The sequence below is a fragment of the Bradyrhizobium cenepequi genome (assembly GCF_020329485.1).
In the GTDB taxonomy this organism is placed as follows: Bacteria; Pseudomonadota; Alphaproteobacteria; order Rhizobiales; family Xanthobacteraceae; genus Bradyrhizobium; species Bradyrhizobium cenepequi.
The window spans coordinates 142,326-162,497 of record NZ_JAGKJI010000004.1 but is presented as its reverse complement, the minus strand read 5'-3'; the positions used below and the strand labels follow the sequence as shown (position 1 = coordinate 162,497).

Genomic DNA, 20,172 nt, shown 5'->3' with positions numbered 1-20,172 from the left:
TAACGAGTCCCATCACATAGCAGTGCTCAGGCCCATGACGGGTGTGTTAAGAGGAAAAATGTGAAACCTCATGCTCTCAGTAATGTTGTTTTCTGGTGGAAATCCATTCGGGGTTGACCCGTGGTTCCACCCTGACTACTGTATTGTACAGTTAAGATAGCTCGTACTTCACGAATTATGTGAGCTCGAGAATTCCAACGCAGGGTCATGGGCCGAGATAGTTTTGAGCCTCGCGCTGCGGTATTCTGATCTCGGCACAGTCGGACGAAACCATTTGTTCGTTGCCTTTAGAAGAAACCGCTTGAATGCGCGGACCGCTCAATTGACCTCGCAGCCCAATCGGATATGAGCGGTTCGACTGTGTCGAATTGATGCGATCGAAGTTAGCGTTGTTGAGGCGCCCTCCGTGGAGCGCCAATGATGTCCAGCAATGATTAGGAGGCGGGATCACGATGACCGTGATAGCGGTAAGTTTAACGCGCAGCGAGCGGGCGAGATCGAATTGATATGCGGTAGCGGCTGGGAAAATCAGGTTGCACCGCATCTAACACGAACGGCTAGCTTGCACGAATGATGACTAACACTCTATCTGGAACATGGGCGTTGGCGATACCTCCGGTGTTTCGCGTCTCGTTTCTGAATGTACGTATTTATGATAATTGTGATGCTGCTCGGGTTGAGTCTTCGGCTGAGTCGGGTGGCGGATCCGGCCGCTAGCTGTCGGCCCGAGCGCATTTAGGCGGAAAGATGAAGAAGCACTCTCACGAGGAGATCCTGTTGAAGCTCGTTCGAGCAGACGAGCTTGCCCGAGCGGGCAATTCCCAAGTGGAGATTTGCAAGGCGCTCGGGGTAAGCGTCATGACGCTTCATCGTTGGCGGAAATTGCCTCTGCGCAAGTCTGATGCGATCGTTCCGTCCGATCCTGCGGGTGATGGGAAGGTGCCAACCAACTCGCCATCGATGGATGAAATGCGTCGTGTGCTGGAGGAACTCACGCTCGAGAACCAGCGGCTGCGGAAGATCGTCACAGACCTACTGTTGGAGAAGATGCGGCTCGAAGAAGCTTCGGCTGAGGCCTTTCCCGTTAGCCAAGCGCGTAAGGCCTGATTTGATCAAGCGCTGTTGAGCCTTCGTGACCGCGGGTGGCTTAGTGGTTCGCTGGCGAGAATCGTAGACTCCAAGGCAAAGATTCCGACGGCAAGGGTGTTTGTCTGCACGGCGGAGCTTTGTTGCGATCCCGGCGCGGGGACCGCCGTCGGATGTTGCGCTCATCCGAACGCTTAGGACTGCGAACAAACTCGCTCAGGATGGCCGGTGTATGCCGCAGACGCGCTTCGTAGACATCGCGCGACCGTCGGCTTTGGTTGGAGATCACGCTAGTCTTTCCCAACAGCCCTTTCTATCGCATCTGCGAGCTGCTGGATTTCCTGATCCGCTGCGTCGCCGGGCATGAAGCTCGCGACCGATTGACCGTTTGTAAAGGAGCGGACGAACGCCGAGCGACTGGAGATGGGAGGCGCGACGATCTCACCGAACTCGCTCAACTCCTCGACCAGTTGTCGGCCCTCGAGGGTGCGGCGATCGAGCCGGTTTGGAACCAGAATGACCTTGATCGCATCGCGCCGGCGCTCGCGTGCCGCATCGATGATGGCAAGCGTTTGTGCGGTCGCGTCGAGGTCAAGTCCGGAAGGGGTGCAGGGGACCAGAATCAGGTTTGCGAGGGCGATCGACGCGCCCATTTCACGCGCGTTCGGGGCGGTGTCGATCACCACGAGACTGGCCCGGATATTTCGCACCTCCTGAGCCCAGGCGGATACCGAGGTGCCCTCCAGGGCCATTTCGTAAACGGGGAATTCCAGATTGCCTGGCTCAGCCCACTGCGATGCGGAGCGTTGCGGATCGCTGTCGACCAGAGCGACGTCATGACCGCGGCGCGCCAGCTCGGCTGCGATACAGACCGCAATCGTGGTCTTGCCAACCCCACCTTTTCGCTGGGTAACAGTAATGGTCCTCCGCATTGGTCTAGGACAGTTCCACACGGCGCCACACTAACAAATCCTCACATTTTGAAGTAAAATCAGCCGGTTACTCATACCATTACCTAACGCATCTCTACAATTGGCTCCCTTCATCACGCCTCCTGGGACGTTCGATCGCTTGCCTGATTCTGCTGCATGCCTCATCCGCGAATTTCGAATAGTTTTGGCTGCAAATCGCGCTGAAATCGCCCAAAGAAGCGGCAGTTGAGGCGAGTGCGACGACGCCGGCACGGCGATTAACAATGGCGTGACATTGAGTTCAAATCTGAGTTAATCGCGCGTGAATTTAGTCCTTGACTCTGATTGTGCAGCGCGACTAACAATGGCTTAACAAAAGACGCGATGCACGTTAACATTGAATGCGGTTGTGTCGGTCGAGCTGACCTCTTCGCTCTCGTTGTAGTTGTAGCACCTTCAACCTTGCAGCACATTGGCGCTGACCGGCGTGTCAGCTGATCGGTGAAATCTTGAAATCTTGCTAGAGGGTACCATGGCCGTTACCTACTTGACGAAGACTGAGCTGGGTCAATTTCTCCACCACAGCGGTAACAACATCGAGGCGAGTGTCAGATCGGCATTGATCGACTCGCTGGAGCAGAGCGGTGTGTTCAATGATGGCGGGGAGGATGGCACGAGGGGATGGTTTCAATCAGGACCATTTCCCGGTGGGGCGGTCCCGCCCACCGTCCAGATCCTGGACGTGTCCAACTCCACGAGCGTCGAGACCAATCCCAATCTGAAGGCGATTATCCTCGATGACAATAGCGCCAGGCTCAACGTAAATGGCGGCGATAATGACGTGTTCGTTGCGGCGGGCAAGGGTGCCGACACCATCAACCTGTTCGACAGCGGCGACGACACGGTCTATGGCGGTGGCGGTAGCGACCTGATCCAGGGCGGACACGGTGATAGTTCGCTGGTCGGCGGGGCTGGCAACGACAGCATCTTTGGTGGCACCGGCAATGACACGTTGGACGGCGGCGACGGAAACGACCGCCTGACGGCGGGTACGGGTGCTCAATCGCTCGTTGGCGGCGATGGCAACGACTTGCTCAGGGACGCCACGTCGGGACACAGCACACTTTCGGGTGGCAGCGGCAACGACACGCTGGTCGGTGTGCAGGGCGACGTTCTGGATGGCGGTGCCGGCAACGACCAACTCTGGCTCTCCGACGGCGGTGCGGGCGCGAACTCGACGCTGCAGGGTGGGAGTGGCAATGATAGCTTCCACATCCAGTCGCATACCGGCAACGACACGATTATTGGCGGCAGTGGCAATGACACCGCCACCTTTGCGGATCGTTCGTTCTTTGATGTCACCAAGATTGACGTCGACGCGAGTACGTCAACTTACACACTCCATTTCAGTGACAACCAGACGGTTGCGGTCAGCGGAGTCGAAGATCTCCACTTCACCGACCAGGTCGTCACTCTGCCGAAGCTCTAATTCGGCTGCTGGACGCTACATTGGTGAAAGCCCCGCTCCCGCGGGGCTTTTGCTTTTGTGATCTGCAGATGGCTTGAGACGCGATTTACGCCTTTGTGAGGCCACATCGATAAGGTGATGGTAGTTTACGTTCGAAATTCGTCTTGTCCTCACCCGCGCCCGATGCACCCAATCGCGACGTCAGGAGCCGATTTGTCCGCCAGTATGAAGCGCTTGCTCAATGCGGGCTCCGGACCCGGACCTGCCCGGCGAATTGCCCGAATGGTGGACGGGCAAGGCTGGGAGGAAGTGCGCTTCGACATCGATCCGGAAGTGAAACCGGATGTTCTCGGCTCAATCCTCGATCTCGGCGATTCCTTTGCGCCGCAATCATTCGATGCAGTCTGGTCGTCGCATGTGCTTGAGCATCTCTACGCGCACGAAGTCTTTCCCACGCTGCGTCAGTTCCATCGAGTCTTGAAACCCGACGGGTTCGCCTTGATTACAAGCCCGGATGTTGAATCGGTCGCTCAATTCATCGTCGAGCACGGGATTGCCGCGGTCGCTTACAATTCGCCGGCCGGTCCGATCAGGCCGCTGGACATGCTCTACGGCCATTCGCGCGCGATCGAGGAGGGGCACGTCTATATGGCCCATCGCACTGGGTTTACGGCCGAGCGCCTCGGCAACCTGTTGTTGATGGCGGGCTTTCCGACCGTGTCGATAACGACGGAGAACTTCGAGGTCTGCGCGCTCGCGCTGATGCCCGAGGCCGATAGCGAAGGCATCCAGAGGGCTTTGTTGGAAACGGGCTTTAATTTTCAGGAGGCGTCGGCCTAGACGCTCGTCATAGTGTCGCTCCGGGCGCCGACGCAACCTGCTGTCAATAGCCCCGAGTGATTGCCATCACCCTAAATGTTAGTGTTCCTGTCGTTTTTGTTGTATATATGTTGGTGCTAACATCCGGGCATCGCCGATCGTGCAGCGGTGTGTGAGTAAAAGATCGTAACTGATGTTCGTAACAGACACATGGGCTGAGCTTTCATGATCATCCAAGCGATCGCCGAGAATAGTACTGATGCAGATCCGGTCCCTCCGTCCGCGCTGGGCTGTCTGATCATCGTGGCTCGACAGCATGGGCTGCACCTCACCTCAACGCAGCTTATCAAAGATAACCTGCTGACCAATCAGGAGGTGACGCCTGATCAGCTCGTCCGCTGCGCGGTGAGGGCGGGCATGCGGGCGAAGCTCGTCAAGCTTGATTGGGACGGGCTTTCCCACCTGAAAAAGGCGCTGCCGGCCATCGTTCGCTTGCGCAACGGAAGCCACATGGTGCTGTTGCGCGTCGATGGAGACGCCAACAACACGCGCATCGTGCTGAGTGATCCGAATGCAGCGGAAGACGCGCTGCTTGTGATCGACCGGCCGCGTTTCGAAGACATCTGGTCCGGGGATGTCGTTCTGGTCAAACGCAACTATGAAATCTCCGACGAAACGCAGCCGTTCAGTCTCGGTCTCGTGGCCGCGCTGCTGTTTCGCGAGCGTCGCATGGTTCGGGATGTCGCAATCTCCGCGTTGATCCTCGGATTTCTGGGCCTGGGCCCGATCATGTTCTGGCGCCTGGTATCGGACAAGGTGATCTTCTACCAAGCATACAACACTTTCTATGTGCTCTGTCTCGCGATGCTGGTGATCATCGCCTTCGAGGCGATGTTCTCATTCTTGAGGCAATTCCTTGTCCATCGCCTGACCACCCGGCTTGACGTCAAGCTGTCTACTTACGTCTTCGAAAAGGTTCTCAACCTTCCCATTGACTATTTCGAGCAGACCGCTGTCGGTTTGGTGGCACGCGACGTCCGTGAAGTGTTTCGCATCCGCTCCTTCCTGATGGGTCAACTGTTCGGCACGATTCTGGATTCAACGACACTGATCTTCTTCCTGCCTGTCATGTTCTTCTTCAGTCCAATCATGACTTTGACGGTGTTGGCATTCTCGGGACTGATCGTCGCATGGCTTATCTTGATGCTGCCGACCTACCGCAAGGCCTCGTCTGCCGTCCTTGCAGCGGAAGGCGCGCAGGGCGCATTTCTGGTTCAGACGCTCAATGGTATCCGGACGGTGAAGTCGCTTGCCCTCGATGCGCGGCAGCGCCATATGTGGGACGTGCTGGTCGCGCGCGTCGCCAAGGCCCGGCTTGCGGAAGGGATGACCGGAAACGCGATCCAGGTGGCCGTGCGCCCGCTGGAGCGGCTGGCGGTGAGCGGTTCGTACGCGCTCGGCGCCTATCTCGCCCTGGTAAGCAATGATCCCGTCTACGTCGGCGCGCTGTTTGCTTTTCTGATGTTGTCGCAGCGCGTCTCCGGTCCGCTGATGCAGATGGCGCAGCTCATTAACCAGTACGACGAGGCGCGAAGTGCGGTCGCTGTTGTCGGCAATCTCGTCAACCAGCCAGCCGAGGAAGGGCGCTCGGGGCACGGCGTCCGCTCGCCCCTTGAAGGCAACGTGGAGTTTTCCGGCGTCACGTTCAAATACAAGGGCGCAGTCTCGCCGGCGCTGAACCGCATTTCGTTCGAGGTACCCAAAGGAACCGCGCTTGGCGTGATGGGCAAGAGCGGATCGGGCAAGACCACGATCACGCGATTGTTGCAGCGACTGCATTCGGACTATGACGGATTGATCAAAATCGACGGGATCGATGTTCGCGAATACGATGTCGATCATCTGCGCCGTAACGTCGGTGTCGTGCTGCAGGAAAATTTCCTGTTCAGCGGCACGATCCGGGAGAACATCTCGGCGGCCAAGCCGGATGCTACGTTTGACGACGTCGTCAAGGCGGCGAGGCTCGCGGGCGCAGAGGAGTTCATCGACAAGCTACCCCGCGGCTACGAGACCTACGTCTATGAAGGTTCTCCCAATCTCTCCGGAGGGCAGCGGCAGCGGCTTGCCATCGCACGTGCGCTGATCGTCAACCCGCCGATCCTGATTCTTGATGAAGCGACCAGCGCGCTCGACGCCGACAGCGAAGCGATCGTGAACGCCAACATTTCGCGAATCGCGAATGGCCGAACGCTGATCATCATCTCGCATCGGCTGTCGTCGCTAACGAGGGCGGATGCCATTCTCGTGCTCGATCGGGGCTTGGTCGACGACATCGGGCGGCACGAGGAACTGCTGGAGCGCAATGATATCTACAGTTCGCTGTGGTACCAGCAAAACACGCATTTGGCGCCGGCGAACCGCAACGACAGGCCGAACTTCCGGAGTCCGACCCTTGTCTCCTAATCAAGCTTCGCTTGCCACCGTTCGCCAATTCCAATCGGAGACCGACGCGATCCGAGAGGAGGCCGAGCCGCTGGTTGCGCGAGCGACCTTGTTTGTGCTCTCCGCCTTCGTCGTTGCCATCGTCGCTATCTTGTGCCTTACGCGAGTCGATCGGGTCATCACCAGCGTCACCGGGAAGATCGTGCCGGCCGGCCAGATCAGCGTTCTGCAGGCGCTGGATCCTTCGATCATCAAGACGATTGACGTGCGGGAAGGCGAACAGGTGCAGCCGGGACAGCTGCTCGCGACGCTCGATGCAACCTTCACCTCCGCTGATCTGACGCAGGCGAAATTGCAGCTCGCGAGCCTTGAGACGCAGGTGGCGCGCGATGAGGCCGAGCTGAAGCAGCAGCCGCTTGCGTTCGCCGACAAGCCAGACCCTGACTTCCAGAAATACGCGGCGCTGCAGAAGGCGCTCTATGATCAGCGGATGGCGCAATATACTGCCCAGCTCAACAGTTTCGAATCGAAGATCAAGCAGACCCAGGCGACGATCGAAAAGCTTCGCGGCGATGATGCCAGGTACCGGCAGCGCGACGAGGTTCTGCAGAAGATCGAGGCGATGCGCACGACTCTTGCCGAGCACGGCACGGGCTCGCAGCTCAACATGTACATCTCCCAGGACACTCGGCTGGAATTGCTGCGGACGTTGGAGAATACGCACAACAGCCTGATCGAGGCCAAAAATACGCTGGGATCGTTGATCGCCGATCGCGACGCCTTCAAGCAGCAGTGGTTCGCGCAATTGAGTCAGGATCTGGTTACGACGCGCAACAAGCTCGACGACGCGAGATCGGCCTATGAGAAGGCGGAGAAGCACCAGGATCTCGTCCGCTGGACCGCGGCTGAACCCTCCGTGGTGCTGACCATCGCAAGGCTTTCGGTCGGCTCAGTCCTCAAGCCCGGTGATCCCTTCATCACACTCATGCCCGTCGACATCAAGCTTGAAGCGGAAATCAGGATCACGTCGCGGGATATCGGCTTCATCCGGGCTGGAGATGCCTGCACCATGAAGATCGATGCCTTTAATGCGGCGGAGCACGGCACGGCTGAAGGCAAGGTGCGCTGGCTCAGCGAGGGGGCATTTACGACAGATGAGGACGGTAAACCGCTCGACTACACCTACTACAAGGCACGATGCTCGGTGGACTCCGCTAATTTCAAGGACGTGCCGGCCAATTTCCGACTGATTCCCGGAATGACCCTTCAGGGGGACGTCAATGTCGGCACCCGATCGGTCGCGATGTATCTGCTCGGCGGGATGCTCAAGGGCATTCGAGAGGCCATGCGCGAGCCATGACACTGTCGGCGCGATCGCTCTTTCAGTGGATTCGACCGGCTTCCGCGTTCTCTCAGGAAGCACCATTTGAGCGCGGAAAGGCTGCATACGAGAACGGCCAATATCTTGAGGCGCTCAAGCACTGGAAGCTCGCGGCGCAGGACGGTGAGGCCGAAGCAAGCTATCGGATCGGACTTCTTTATGCGAAGGGCGAGGGGGTCGTGAGAAGCGTCCCTGATACCGCCATTTGGTACGAGCAGGCGGCCCAGCTCGGCAACGTCGAAGCGCAATTTCAGCTCGGCCTGATTTTTCTGTACGGAGTCAACCCCGTACTCGGTCCTTACAGGCATGAAACATGGTACCAGTCCTCCGCCGCTCGATCGGGCGACGGGGCATCAAACGTGCAAGATTTGATATTCCCGCATGGAACGAGCGTCGCGAAAGACGTCGAGGCCGCTTTTCGCTGGATATCGGCCGCAGCGGAAGGCGGGAAAGCCGAGGCGCAGACGGTTCTCGGCAACATGTACAACGAGGGGGTGGGTTGTACGAAGGACCTCCAGGCGGCGCTCGGATGGTATCGGGCCGCGGCCGAGCAGAAGTGTGTGCCGGCCGAATTCGCGCTCGGCGATGTCTACTATCAGGGCCGAGGCGTCCACGCAGATTTCGAGCAGGCAGCGATCTGGTATCGGAAGGCCGCCGATCAGGACCATGTGAGGGCGCAGGTTGCACTTGCCTTCATGAACCTGAAGGGAGCAGGGATGCCCGAGGCTCCTGCCGAGGCGGCGCGCCTGTTCCAGAGCGCGGCCAAGCATGACGATGCGATTGCGCTCTACAACATCGGTCTGTTGCGCCTGAACGGCACGGGGATCGCCAGAGATATCGACCTAGCCGAAACCGCGTTGCGCAAGGCGGCGCGCAAGGACTACCTTCCGGCGATCCAGGCGTTGGCGGAGTTCTATTCACACGGGGCAGGTGCCGAGCCGGATCTGCGGGAAGCGGCGACTTGGTACGAGAAGGCCGCCGAGCGCGGCGACGTGCAGGCGCAGTTCTTCATTGGTCGCTTCTATGCGACCGGAACAGGTGTTTCTCCGAACATCCGTCAAGCCGCAAAGTGGTTCGAGCGTGCGGCCGAGAATGGTCACGCTACGGCGGCGTTCAATATCGCGATCTTCTATCTCAACGGCTCCGGGGTCGAACGCAATGTGGAAACCGCGATCAAGTGGTTTGAGCGTGCTTCGGAGGGCGGCATCAGTGCCGCGCAGGTACAGCTTGGCAGGCTCTATTCCGCAGGCAATGGCGTTCCGCGCGATCAAAAGCTCGCGGGAGAATGGCTGAGCAAGGCCGCTGTCGGCGGAGACCCCGACGCCAAGACCGCTTACGCGCTTTTCCTCCTTCATCACGATGGTTCGGCGGACCGCCTTGCTCAGGTGCAGTCGTTGTTGACCGAAGCTGCCGGCGCGGGTTACGCGCCGGCAGCATTCCAACTCGGCGCGCTGCAAATGGGAAAGTTCGGCGGAGTTGCGAATGTTCAAGGCGCCATCCCATGGTTCACGCGTGCGGCTGAGGCAGGGCATGTCGAAGCCCAATACACCCTCGCACTTCTATATGCCGATCCGAAGAGCGGCGTGAGCGATGCGCGAGCCGCAGCGTCCTGGATGGCCGCGGCCGCGCGCGCTGGCAATGCTGCCGCGCAGTTTCAGCTTGCCGTCATGTATTGCACAGGCAATGGCATCGACCAGGATGTCGCTCAGGGTGTGAGCTGGTACGAGGCCGCCGCGCAGCAGGGACACACGGTTGCCCAGTACAATCTCGCCGTGATGCTCGGAAGAGGGCAGGGCCGCGAAGCAGATCCGAAGAAGGCGGCCGAATGGTTTCAGAAAGCGGCAGAGCGGGGTATGGCGGAAGCGCAGTTAGCGCTGGGAGACGCACTGATGTCGGGCGCCGGTGTTGCGGAAGACAGGCACATGGCAGTGCATTGGTATCAACAAGCGGCGCGACAGAAAAATGAAGGCGCAGTGAGCCGTTTGAGGGCGATCGGCCTGACGCTGGTGGATGCTGAGCGATGAAGAATGACATTGTGCGTTCTGGAGCGGAAAGATGCGAAAGGAGGCAAGCAACAGCAACAATTTGAGCACAACTCAAGCTTGCCTTCATATCGAAGACAGAAAGAGTCCGCTAATCTTGCGCTTGCGAAGTAGAGTCCCCAACGCTGAAGTGAATGTGTGACGATGGCTGATTTTCTTTCGAAGCTCGCGCGCGACGCCGGTCAAAAGGAACCTCGGACGAGGCGCGGCGCGACCGCAAGGCCTCAACCCAAGGGAGAGCCAAACGCTGCAAAGACCAACGGCGCGGCCGCCAAGGAGATCGTGAGCAAGCAACCAGAGCGTCCGCCTCCACCCGAGCCGGCTGCGCCGGCCGTCGACCTCACGGGTGCCGCGCGAACGCTTAAGGGGCTTGGACTGTTCGATGAGAATTTTTATGCGACGAGCTACCCGGACGTGATCGCGGTCGGCGCCGATCCGTTCGAGCACTTCTTCCTCTATGGCTACAAGGAAGGTCGCAAGCCCAATCCGATCTTCGACCCGATCTGGTACGTCACGACCTATCCCGATGTGAAGGACGTCGATGTGCAGCCGCTACTGCACTATGCGTCGATCGGCGAGCCCGAAGGGAGGCGGCCGAGCCCGTATTTTCAGCCCGCCTGGTATCGCGAGAAGTACGGCATACCGGAGAAGGAGAGTCCGCTCGCGCACTATCTGAAGAACCGTACCGGACCGTTCAGCCCGATTCCGGAATTCGACGCGCAATATTATCTACAGACCTATCAGGATGTCGCGACCGCCGGGGTCGATCCGTTCGAACACTTCATCCTCCACGGCTACAAGGAAGGGCGCAACCCGTCGGCGGAGTTCGACACCAAGTTCTACATCCAGCGCTATTTCAAGGGTAAGACCGACCAGAATCCGTTGCTGCACTATCTGGAGCACCGGCACGAGGACGGCATCTATCCGTCACCGCCGGAAAACGAAGCCACCATCCCGGCCGAGATCAAACGCTTCACCAAGCCGAGCCCGCAGTTTGAGGAACTGCGTCCCCTGCCCGCGAGCGCCAAGCCGCGCGCAAAGATCCTGGCCTATTACCTGACCCAGTTTCACGCCTTCCCTGAAAACGACAAATGGTGGGGTACCGGTTTCACCGAGTGGACCAACATTGCGCGCGGCGTGCCGCGGTTCAAGGAACATTATCAACCGCGAATTCCCCGGGATCTTGGCTTCTATTCGCTCGCCGACGTCGAAACCATGCGCAAGCAGGTGAAGTTCGCGAAGGCGGCGGGAGTTTATGGCTTTGTGTATTACTACTACTGGTTCAACGGCAAGCGGCTGCTGGAAAAGCCGCTCGAGCAGTTCCTGAAGGCACGCGACATCAACATGCCGTTCTGCCTGATGTGGGCGAACGAGAATTGGACGCGACGCTGGGACGGCATGGAAGGCGAGGTCCTGATCTCGCAGGATTATCTCGCTGACGATGACGAACGTTTGTTGTCGGACTTCAACCGGCACTTCAAGGACAAGCGGTACATCCGCGTCCAGGGCCGGCCGCTCTTGATGATCTATCGTCCGCGTCTCATTCCGGATACCGCGAAAGTGATTGCGCGCTGGCGTTCGATCTTCGCGAAGAAGTTCAATGAAGATCCGATCATCATCATGAGCCAGAGCTTTGATGATTACGATCCGACTCCGAACGGCATGGATGGCGCGATCGAGTTCCCGCCGCACAAGCTCACCAAATACGTGCCGCTGGCCAATTCCGAAGCCAAGATCCTGGACGATACGTATTCGGGCCAGATCTATAGCTACGACGATGTCGCCAAATATTCGATCGAGGAACCGCGTCCGAATTTTCCATTGATCAAGACCGTGGTGCCGAGTTGGGACAATGACGCGCGCCGGCAGGGCACAGGCCTTGTGATTCAGGGGTCGACGCCGCAGAAATACGAGGCATGGCTGGCGACGCTGGTCGAGCAGGCGCAGAAGCGCACGTTCTTTGGCGAAGCCTTTGTCTGCGTCAATGCCTGGAACGAATGGTGCGAGGGCGCCTACCTTGAGCCGGATCTGCATTTCGGATCCGCTTATCTGAACGCCACCGCGCGCGCAGCCACCGGCCTGACGCGGGATCTGTCGCTGCCAAAGATTCTGCTGGTGGGGCACGATGCGTTTCCGAGCGGCGCGCAGCATCTGCTGCTTAACATTGGCGGGACGCTTCGCAGCGCCTTCAACGTTGAGGTCGAGTATCTATTGCTGCAGGGCGGTGCCATGGAGGCCGAATACGCTTCGGTGGCTCCGCTCACCGTTCTCAAGCAGGCCTCGGAAATCCCTGCGACCTTGCGGCACTTCCGGGAGAAGGGGTTCACGGCCGCAGTCGCCAACACCTCGGCGAGCGGACGCGCCACCAAGTTCCTCGCCGAAATGGGTTTTCGCACGGTTTCACTGGTGCACGAACTGCCGCGGATCCTTCACGAAAAGAATCTGGAGGACATCGCACGCATAGCGATCGGCAGCGCGCAGCATGTTGTGTTCGCCTCTGAATTCGTTCGTGACAGGCTGGTGGAAGCGCTCAAGCTTGACGCCGGCGACGGGCGCTTCCTGATCCGCGCGCAGGGCAGCTACAAGCAGATCGAGCCGGCGCCCGCGGAAGCCGTTTTGGTTCGCAAGGAGTTTGGCATTGCCCCCACCGACAAGATGGTGCTCGGGGTCGGCTATGCCGACCTGCGCAAGGGGTTCGACTTGTTCCTGCAGGTGTGGAGCTTGGTTCGGCGACAGCACCCGAACGTTCATTTCTGCTGGGCTGGCGGCATCGATCCCGGCCTGCAGGAATGGCTAGGACCTGAAATCAAGCGCGCCGAGGCCACTGGCCATTTCCATCTCGCGGGCTTCCGTTCCGACATGCAGGCGCTCTATTCTGCTTCGGATATCTATGCCCTGACCTCGCGCGAGGATCCGTTCCCGACGGTGGCGCTGGAGGCGCTTAGCGTTGGCGTGCCGGTGGTCGCCTTCCGGGACTCCGGCGGCATCCCCGGCTTCCTTCTCGAGGAGAATGTCGGCCGCGTCGTGCCCTATTGCGACGTCCCGGCGATGGCGCAAGCAGTGGAGAATTTCCTGCGCTGGGTGCCATCGGCAGCGGAGCGCGCGCGCATGACCGAGATCATCCAGACCAAATTCGCGTTCGCGGATTACGTCCGTGATCTGCTCCGGCTTGCCGTGCCGTCGTTGCCGACCATCTCGGTTGCGGTTCCAAACTACAACTACGCGCACTGCCTCCCGGAGCGCCTCTATACCATCTTCGACCAGAACCATCCGGTCGAGGAGATCATCGTGCTGGACGACTGCTCGTCCGACGACAGCATCCCCGTCATCATGAGACTCGCCGATGAACGCCAGCGCGATCTCACGCTCGTCATCAATGAGCAGAATTCCGGTTCCGTGTTCGCGCAATGGGCCAAGGCGTCGGAGATGGCGAAAGGCGAGTTCCTCTGGATCGCCGAAGCCGACGATCTCTCCGAACCCACCTTCCTCTCCAGCCTGCTCGCATTGATGAATGCCGACCCCGACGTTGCATTCGGCTTCACCGACTCGAAATCCATCGACGCAGACGGTGCCCATCTCTATGCGAGCTACAAGCCCTATTACGCGACCATCGCGCCCGGTGCACTATCACGCACCGAGGTGTTCGACGGTCGCGATTTTGTGACCCGCTATCTCGGTGTTAAGAACACCATCCTGAACGTCAGTTCGGTGCTGTGGCGCCGGGAGGCATTGTTGCGCGCGCTCGAAGCCTGCCGCGACGATCTGAGCGACCTTCGCATGGCTGGCGACTGGCGCATCTATCTGGAGGCGCTCGGCACGCGAGGCGCCAAGATCGCCTACGTCGCCGATCCCCTCAACATCCACCGTCGCCACGCCGCAAGCGTCACGCATTCGCTGAAAGCGCAGAAGCATATCGACGAGATCAACAGCATGCACCGCGTCGCCCGCGAGCGATTTGGCCTCACGGACCGTGAAACAAAATTGCAGGCCGCCTATCTCGAAGAGGTGACTGCGCAGCTACTCGGCGCGCCGCAGGAAGCGGAAAAGCAGAAGCGAGCCGCGGCGAAGCCGCTGGCCAAGGAAAGCGCCAAGGCGTAGGCCTGGGAATAGTCAGTAGAGGTTGGGATTATCAATGTTCGTTCCGTCTGCCGCTTCGTTGTTCAACGCGCTCAAGATAGACTACGCGACCTTCGAGAAGGGAGGACGGGTTGAAATACCTGCCGGACTTTTCAAGCTGCTGCTGCAGATTGCCGTTGCTGCCGCCGAGTTCGACGAAGATAGCTATTTGCGACAGAATCCGGACGTTGCGAGGGCGGTCGCTCGTGGCGAGTTGGAGAGTGGGCACATGCACTATATCGGATTTGGCTATTTTGAAGGTCGCCGAGGGGCGGGGCCGACCGTGGACGCAGAGTGGTATCTTGGCAAATATCCGGACGTTGCGGCGGCAGTTAGAGATGGCCGCGTAAAGTCGGCGGAGGCTCATTTCCTTTCGATCGGCGCCGGAGAAGGCCGGTCGCCCGCGGCTGACTATGAAGCCGAGGCGGCTCAATGGAAATCAGCTATCAAGGGAATATAGGATGATGACTGTTGTTGCGGCTGCCGTTTATTCGGATGCCTATAATTAAAAGCAATACGGCCGGAGAATCCGGTACATACCGGTTTAGACCTGATACCACCGCCGGAGGAGTGCTGTGAACATTTTCCTGCTTGGAGCAACCCCGAGCATATCCGCGGAAGTGGGTGAAGACCCAATCTCAAAACTGGCGAAGACCGGCGGCAATACCGGTAATCAGCTGATCGCGCGCGGTCTGCTCGATCGGATTGCATACGACGATATCTCCTGGGATCATCGTATTGATCCCAGGGCCGTGCACGAGCGTTTCGACATGATTGTGGTCGCGGCCGCCAACTTTCTCTTTCCGAAGTTCGACTTCGGAGGCATGGCGGACTACATCGAACGAGCTGATTTGCCAGTGGCGATTGTTGGCCTGGGAGCTCAATCCAGCAACTACGATCCCAATATTAACTTGATGCCCGGCACGGAACGGTTCGTGAAGGTCATTGCGGAGCGTGCCGTCAGTATCGGCGTGCGTGGCCCGTACACCCAGGAGGTTCTGGCCCATCGCGGTGTGCACAACGTAATGGTAACCGGCTGTCCATCCTACTACATGGGAGGATCTGGCGGAATCAGCATAAAGCTGCGGCCATTCGAGGAGATCAAACGCATCTCGATCAATGCGTCTCGCGACGTTATCGCTCACTCCTTCGATAAGGAGAAGATGCGTCGACTCGTGCAGGAGATCTACAGCACGGGAGTGGCCTGGAAAGCGGACTTCATCGCGCAAAGCGAACAATCCGAAATCAGATTGGCAGATAAGCAGACAAAAGCTGTCGAAGAATCATTGAAGGAGCTTTCGACGTTCTTGGCCGACATGGTTCCCGAAGCAGATGTGCGAAGCTGGGCCAGCGATCATGTACGCGCCTTCTTTGACGTGGATGATTGGTTCAACGTCATTAAGACCTATGATTTTGTCTTCGGTAGCCGCTTCCACGGTTGCATGATTGCTTTGCAATGTGGTGTTCCTGCCATCGTCGTCTGTCATGACACTCGGACGGAAGATATGTGTCGGTTCCTCGGGATGCCTTATGTGAACATCGTGAATTTGAGGAGGATCAGCGTTGACGAGCTTTATGCGATGGTCGATGCGGCGGCGCTTAACGCGCGTTATGCGGAACTCTATCCAATATACTGCAATTTCTTGAGATTGAATCGGCTCGTCGTGAAGGAATGAGGATCTGAGAAGAGGTTATCGCAACATTTGCGCGGCCGACGCAAATGGCTTCATTACAATGAAACTGGAAGGCGGGCGGCAACGCTGTCTGCTGTTCTCGGTCCAGTGAGAAAGCAACCAAGGGTCAGGTTCTCAGATTAGCGAGAGCTTATTTCCGACATCGCGCGTAATGATATCTGGAAGGCACGTCTGCACAACTTGAGGCAAGTCGAGGCAGAGCAACACTGGTTCATTCAGTCGGGTATGGCATAATCGGAAAAAGGTAGCTTAAGGCCGCCCTTGGAAAGTATCTCTTGTAGTGCTGGTGCCGAGTACTTCTTGTGGTTCTTGAATTGAGCCACGAAGTCCTTGTACTTCTCTGGCGCCATATGCAGAAACTGCCCGAGCCTATTCGTGGCTGGTATGTTGCTGATATCAGAGACGTCGTAGTCCCTTGAGAGTTTTTGTTTCGAGTGGGCGACCATGATGTCGAATGGCTTGTAGTGGTAGTGTATGTACGCGAAATCGGTGTTCTCAAAAACGGCTCCCTCCGTGCCAGTCACGTTGTGGAATCCATGATCGGTGGTGTTGAACGATCGGCGCGAGAAGAAGTGTTTCTTTTGCGCCCAATTCATGAAAACTCCCACCTTGCCAATCAAGTTGGGGTAGGAATGATATGCTTGGAAGATTGCATGCCTTCCGGCAAGTTCCTCCAGCTCTGTTAAAATTGATAGTCTGTCGCATCTGATGGCTTGATCTACGTCGCGCAACGCGAAAAACTCATCGCAATCGAGCGGAAGGATGAAATCGTAGTTGTCGTTTGCGAGTCCTTTAATGAAACGTCCAAGCCAAATACTCCGCGATCTGTGATCTTCTAGCGTGTTCCGGGAATAGTCGAGTTTCACCCCACGCTTGCTGTAGCGTTCCAAAACCGAAAGTGTGGCCGAGTTTGTCGATCCGTTGTCGAACACATAGAGGTGCTCGAATCCGAACAGCTCGCCGTGATAGAAAAGCCAAGGCTCAATCAAGTCGTCCTCGTTTTTTACGACCATCACGCAAGCGGCTTTGACGCTCATCGGTTTTCCTCCAGGATTTGCAGGGGCACGCGGACCAGATCTCTGTTCAATCCGCCGCTACAATCGGTCCAATTCGCCCGCGTCAGATACAAATAGAGTTTCCCGTTTGCGCTGTCGAAAAAGCGGGAAGTGCTATCGTGATCGATCAACGATGGATATTCGTAGAAGATGCCGCATCCAGTTCCGCCAGACCAGGGCTGGACCTTCAGAAGGTGCCGTGGGCTGGACCAGTGTATCAAGTCCGTCGAAGTGGAATAATAGACGCCAGTGGTGTCTGGGCTCGTGGTCCTGCGCATGAAGACGGCTACCCAGTTGTTGCCAATACTGATTACGGATCGGATTTGACCCGGCACATTACCGGGGGATATGGCATCGCATTCTGGCGTCTCGCTTGTTTCGTTGTCTTCTCCGATGAAAGGCTGGCTGAACGAACCGTTGCGATATGACAGCCAGTTTCCGAGCACGTTGTTCAACGGCGCCCGAAATAGGCAGTTGTGGGGTTTTGAATCGAGCGCTGTCCATATGAAGACGTAAGCAAAGCCGTCCTTAACAATTGCATTCGACGTGGTAAAGAATCCGTACCGCTTGCCGCGGTTTGCATCGTAGCCTCTCGGAGGAATTGCTACGGACTTCGCTTTCGGATCGCGGGGAAAGTCGAAGTGCAGGCTTTCGTCCTCAGGTACGAGCGCGAGTATCGAGCTAAACCAGCACGAGTCGGTTTTGGCTGACTTGACCTGGCATTGATGATGACGATAGCCAGAAAATTCGTGGCTTGCGAGTGCAATGACGGTTTCGTTCGACGGAACGAATGCTTGAATCCAATATCTCGTATCCAACGTTGCCGCGTCCTTTGACTCTGATCCAAAGGACGAGACGAGGCAATCCGGCCGAAGATTGGTGAAGCTGCTTCCAACGAGAAATTGGTTGTTGTAGTGCGCGGCTATCAGCGCAATGGAATTGTCGCGTCTTCTGAAAGCTCGTGCGGGGGAGTCCGGGATGAAGTTATCAGAGCATCTCTGCGTTGACCATTGAAACACGACTTCTTCAGATCCGGCCGGTCGAATCGTCGGGCCGTCGGGCGAGCCCGCGACGGCGATCGTAGCCGTCAAAAGAACCAGAATGGAGACCGTAGCTGCGAGGAGTTGGGTGCGAACAGTTGGCATGCTGATTATCGATGGCTAAGGGCCTTTGACGTTTCCACCGCGCCGATGTTGGCTTGGCGCCAGATAAATCCAATCTGCGCGCGGAGTTCCTCATTCCCAGTCTGTAAGTTTCGTAGCGGCAGCGACCGCGCTTCTGATTTCGTTGTGCTCGTGCTCGGTGATCTCAAGGGGGTATCGGTTCCAGTGCCACTCGACCCTCAGATCGCTGATACGCTTGAGCATGCCAGTATCAAGCAACCTCTTCAGGACTTTGTACTCCGCGCCTTCGATGTCCATCTTCAGGACGATGAGATCGTCTTCCGACGTATTCTCTCGCAGCCATCGGTCAAGATCGATACTCTGCGCTCGATATGGAAGTTCGTAGTTCACTGACCAATTAGGCGATGTTTTCTTGCCGATTAGAACGGTCGAAGATTGGTCAGAGGCTGTACCGAAGTAGAAATTCACTATTCCATCAGTGATCCAAGCGGCATATTCCATGACGTGCACATTTGAATCGTGCGCCCTGAAATCGCGTCGCAGCTTGTCCGCTAACGATGGAGTAGGTTCGAAGGCAAAGATAATGAAAGCCGGGTTCTCTGCCTTAAATCGTCTGACGGTATGCCCGTGATTTGCACCCAGATCGACATATACTTTTCGCGCCATTGCTACGAGCTCCGCAGATTGGATCAATTTCGTCCGACGTGGCTGCCGTTCGCGCCCAACGCGATGAGCTGATTGAGATCCGGCTCGTAGATCGGAATCTCGCGGTGCTTCAGCCGCGCGAGTCTCTGCTCATTCTGGTCGATGCTTGTGGCCTCGTGGCGGCCGAAACGGGCGCAGGGTACCAAGCCGATATGGCCAGGTCCAATCATCGATATACGCATCGTGTTACCGATCCAACGTGCCGATCACGGCGGGAGTGAGGCGATGTCGTGCGCAAGGACGGGCTCCCGCTACTGGTTCAAGCCGACCCGCTTGGCTTGATATCCCCGCTCCAAGATTGCTTGCCACCAGGGTTGCTGGTCGATGTACCAGTGCACGGTCTTGGCGATGCCGCTCTCGAAGTTCTCTTCTGCGCGCCAACCGAGGTCGCGCTCGAGCTTGGAGGCATCGATGGCGTAGCGGCGGTCGTGGCCGGGGCGGTCGGCGACGAAGGTGATCAGGTCGCGGCGCGGGTCCTGTGCGCTCGGTGCGATCTCGTCGAGGAGATCGCAGATGGTTTCGACCACATGCAGGTTGGTGCGCTCGTTGCGGCCGCCGACATTGTAGGTCTCGCCGATCACGCCGCGCTCCAGCACCAGCGTGAGCGCTTTGGCATGGTCCTCGACGTAGAGCCAGTCGCGGATGTTCTTTCCATCGCCATAGACGGGCAGGGGCTCGCCCGTCAGGCCCTTGATGATCATGTGCGGGATCAGCTTTTCCGGGAAATGGTAGGGACCGTAATTGTTCGAACAGTTGGTGACCAGCGTCGGCAAATCGTAGGTCTCGCGCCAGGCGCGCACCAGATGGTCGGAGGACGCCTTGCTCGCCGAATAGGGCGAGTTCGGCGCGTACGCCGTCGTCTCCATGAAGAAGCCGTCGTCGCCGAGCGAGCCGAACACCTCGTCGGTCGAGATGTGCAGAAAGCGGAAGCGTGCACGTTTCTCGGGCGAGAGCGTCCGCCAATGGCGCAGCGCTTCCTGCAGGATGGTGAAGGTGCCGACGATGTTGGTCTGGATGAATTCGCCGGGACCATCGATCGAGCGGTCGACATGACTCTCGGCGGCGAGGTTCATCACCGCGTCGGGCTGGTACTTCTCGAACAGGCGGCGCAGCCCGGCGCCGTCGCAAATGCATTGCTTCTCGAAGGCGTAGTTCAGGTTCTCCTTCGCGCCCGGCAGCGAGTCGATATTGGCGGCATAGGTGAGCTTGTCGATATTGACCACGCGGGCGTGGCTGTCGCGCAGGAGATGACGCACCACGGCTGAGCCAATGAAGCCGGCGCCGCCGGTGACAAAAATAGTCGAGCCCTTAAAGCGCATGATCTATCGC

General features: G+C 58.0%; 15 protein-coding genes. 9 read left to right on the top strand and 6 right to left on the bottom strand.

Going from position 1 to position 20,172, the window contains the following annotated elements; translation table 11 throughout:
* Positions 1–747 precede the first annotated feature (747 nt).
* Positions 748–1,107: a helix-turn-helix domain-containing protein gene (locus J6497_RS07755; protein WP_225703664.1), complete on the top strand. Its 360-nt coding sequence runs from the start codon at positions 748–750 to the stop codon at positions 1,105–1,107.
* A gap of 269 nt (positions 1,108–1,376) precedes the next feature.
* Here J6497_RS07755 and J6497_RS07750 read toward each other — a convergent pair whose 3' ends face one another.
* The gene (locus J6497_RS07750) at positions 1,377–2,018 is read right to left on the bottom strand and encodes a nucleotide-binding protein (protein WP_225703663.1); all 642 of its coding nucleotides are present in this window, start codon (positions 2,016–2,018) and stop codon (positions 1,377–1,379) included.
* A 511-nt stretch (positions 2,019–2,529) separates the two neighbouring features.
* Here J6497_RS07750 and J6497_RS07745 point away from each other — a divergent pair.
* From J6497_RS07745 to J6497_RS07710, 8 genes are all read left to right on the top strand, one after another.
* Positions 2,530–3,486, top strand: a complete 957-nt coding sequence (locus tag J6497_RS07745) for a calcium-binding protein (protein WP_225703662.1) — start codon at positions 2,530–2,532, stop codon at positions 3,484–3,486.
* Positions 3,487–3,690: 204 nt separating this feature from the next.
* Positions 3,691–4,305, top strand: coding sequence for a class I SAM-dependent methyltransferase (locus J6497_RS07740; RefSeq protein WP_225703661.1), 615 nt, complete (start codon positions 3,691–3,693; stop codon positions 4,303–4,305).
* Positions 4,306–4,509: 204 nt separating this feature from the next.
* Positions 4,510–6,747, top strand: coding sequence for a peptidase domain-containing ABC transporter (locus J6497_RS07735; RefSeq protein ID WP_225703660.1), 2,238 nt, complete (start codon positions 4,510–4,512; stop codon positions 6,745–6,747).
* Positions 6,737–8,086 (top strand): HlyD family type I secretion periplasmic adaptor subunit, encoded by a 1,350-nt coding sequence (locus J6497_RS07730; protein ID WP_225703659.1) that lies wholly within the window; start codon positions 6,737–6,739, stop codon positions 8,084–8,086. Before J6497_RS07735 ends, J6497_RS07730 begins: the two co-directional genes overlap by 11 nt.
* The gene (locus J6497_RS07725) at positions 8,083–10,131 is read left to right on the top strand and encodes a tetratricopeptide repeat protein (protein ID WP_225703658.1); all 2,049 of its coding nucleotides are present in this window, start codon (positions 8,083–8,085) and stop codon (positions 10,129–10,131) included. The genes J6497_RS07730 and J6497_RS07725 overlap by 4 nt, the downstream gene beginning before the upstream one ends.
* 300 nt (positions 10,132–10,431) lie before the next feature.
* Positions 10,432–14,247: a glycoside hydrolase family 99-like domain-containing protein gene (locus tag J6497_RS07720; protein ID WP_225703657.1), complete on the top strand. Its 3,816-nt coding sequence runs from the start codon at positions 10,432–10,434 to the stop codon at positions 14,245–14,247.
* Between the two features lie 34 nt (positions 14,248–14,281).
* The gene (locus J6497_RS07715) at positions 14,282–14,725 is read left to right on the top strand and encodes a hypothetical protein (RefSeq protein WP_225703656.1); all 444 of its coding nucleotides are present in this window, start codon (positions 14,282–14,284) and stop codon (positions 14,723–14,725) included.
* 115 nt (positions 14,726–14,840) lie between these two features.
* Positions 14,841–15,941 (top strand): polysaccharide pyruvyl transferase family protein, encoded by a 1,101-nt coding sequence (locus J6497_RS07710; RefSeq protein WP_225703655.1) that lies wholly within the window; start codon positions 14,841–14,843, stop codon positions 15,939–15,941.
* A 233-nt stretch (positions 15,942–16,174) separates the two neighbouring features.
* Here the strand turns inward: J6497_RS07710 and J6497_RS07705 are convergent, their stop codons facing one another.
* The 5 genes from J6497_RS07705 to rfbB form a co-directional block, all read right to left on the bottom strand.
* The gene (locus J6497_RS07705; protein ID WP_225703654.1) at positions 16,175–16,996 is read right to left on the bottom strand and encodes a glycosyltransferase family 2 protein; all 822 of its coding nucleotides are present in this window, start codon (positions 16,994–16,996) and stop codon (positions 16,175–16,177) included.
* A complete protein-coding gene (locus J6497_RS07700; protein WP_225703653.1) occupies positions 16,993–18,159 on the bottom strand; it encodes a hypothetical protein in 1,167 nt (388 codons plus the stop codon). Before J6497_RS07700 ends, J6497_RS07705 begins: the two co-directional genes overlap by 4 nt.
* Before the next feature lie 90 nt (positions 18,160–18,249).
* Positions 18,250–18,804: an FkbM family methyltransferase gene (locus J6497_RS07695; RefSeq protein ID WP_225703652.1), complete on the bottom strand. Its 555-nt coding sequence runs from the start codon at positions 18,802–18,804 to the stop codon at positions 18,250–18,252.
* Positions 18,805–18,827: 23 nt separating this feature from the next.
* Positions 18,828–19,025 carry a hypothetical protein gene (locus tag J6497_RS07690; protein ID WP_225703651.1) on the bottom strand — a complete coding sequence of 66 codons (198 nt, stop codon included), beginning with the start codon at positions 19,023–19,025 and terminating at the stop codon, positions 18,828–18,830.
* Positions 19,026–19,094: 69 nt separating this feature from the next.
* Positions 19,095–20,162, bottom strand: coding sequence for a dTDP-glucose 4,6-dehydratase (gene rfbB, locus J6497_RS07685; protein ID WP_225703650.1), 1,068 nt, complete (start codon positions 20,160–20,162; stop codon positions 19,095–19,097).
* Positions 20,163–20,172: the final 10 nt, after the last annotated feature.

Excerpts from the sequence above, each read along its gene's own strand:
- J6497_RS07755 (WP_225703664.1), top strand. The coding sequence starts at position 748 with ATGAAGAAGCACTCTCACGAGGAGATCCTGTTGAAGCTCGTTCGAGCA.
- J6497_RS07750 (WP_225703663.1), bottom strand. The coding sequence starts at position 2,018 with ATGCGGAGGACCATTACTGTTACCCAGCGAAAAGGTGGGGTTGGCAAG.
- J6497_RS07745 (WP_225703662.1), top strand. The coding sequence starts at position 2,530 with ATGGCCGTTACCTACTTGACGAAGACTGAGCTGGGTCAATTTCTCCAC.
- J6497_RS07740 (WP_225703661.1), top strand. The coding sequence starts at position 3,691 with ATGAAGCGCTTGCTCAATGCGGGCTCCGGACCCGGACCTGCCCGGCGA.
- J6497_RS07735 (WP_225703660.1), top strand. The coding sequence starts at position 4,510 with ATGATCATCCAAGCGATCGCCGAGAATAGTACTGATGCAGATCCGGTC.
- J6497_RS07725 (WP_225703658.1), top strand. The coding sequence starts at position 8,083 with ATGACACTGTCGGCGCGATCGCTCTTTCAGTGGATTCGACCGGCTTCC.
- J6497_RS07715 (WP_225703656.1), top strand. The coding sequence starts at position 14,282 with ATGTTCGTTCCGTCTGCCGCTTCGTTGTTCAACGCGCTCAAGATAGAC.
- J6497_RS07705 (WP_225703654.1), bottom strand. The coding sequence starts at position 16,996 with ATGAGCGTCAAAGCCGCTTGCGTGATGGTCGTAAAAAACGAGGACGAC.
- J6497_RS07700 (WP_225703653.1), bottom strand. The coding sequence starts at position 18,159 with ATGCCAACTGTTCGCACCCAACTCCTCGCAGCTACGGTCTCCATTCTG.
- J6497_RS07695 (WP_225703652.1), bottom strand. The coding sequence starts at position 18,804 with ATGGCGCGAAAAGTATATGTCGATCTGGGTGCAAATCACGGGCATACC.
- J6497_RS07690 (WP_225703651.1), bottom strand. The coding sequence starts at position 19,025 with ATGCGTATATCGATGATTGGACCTGGCCATATCGGCTTGGTACCCTGC.
- rfbB (WP_225703650.1), bottom strand. The coding sequence starts at position 20,162 with ATGCGCTTTAAGGGCTCGACTATTTTTGTCACCGGCGGCGCCGGCTTC.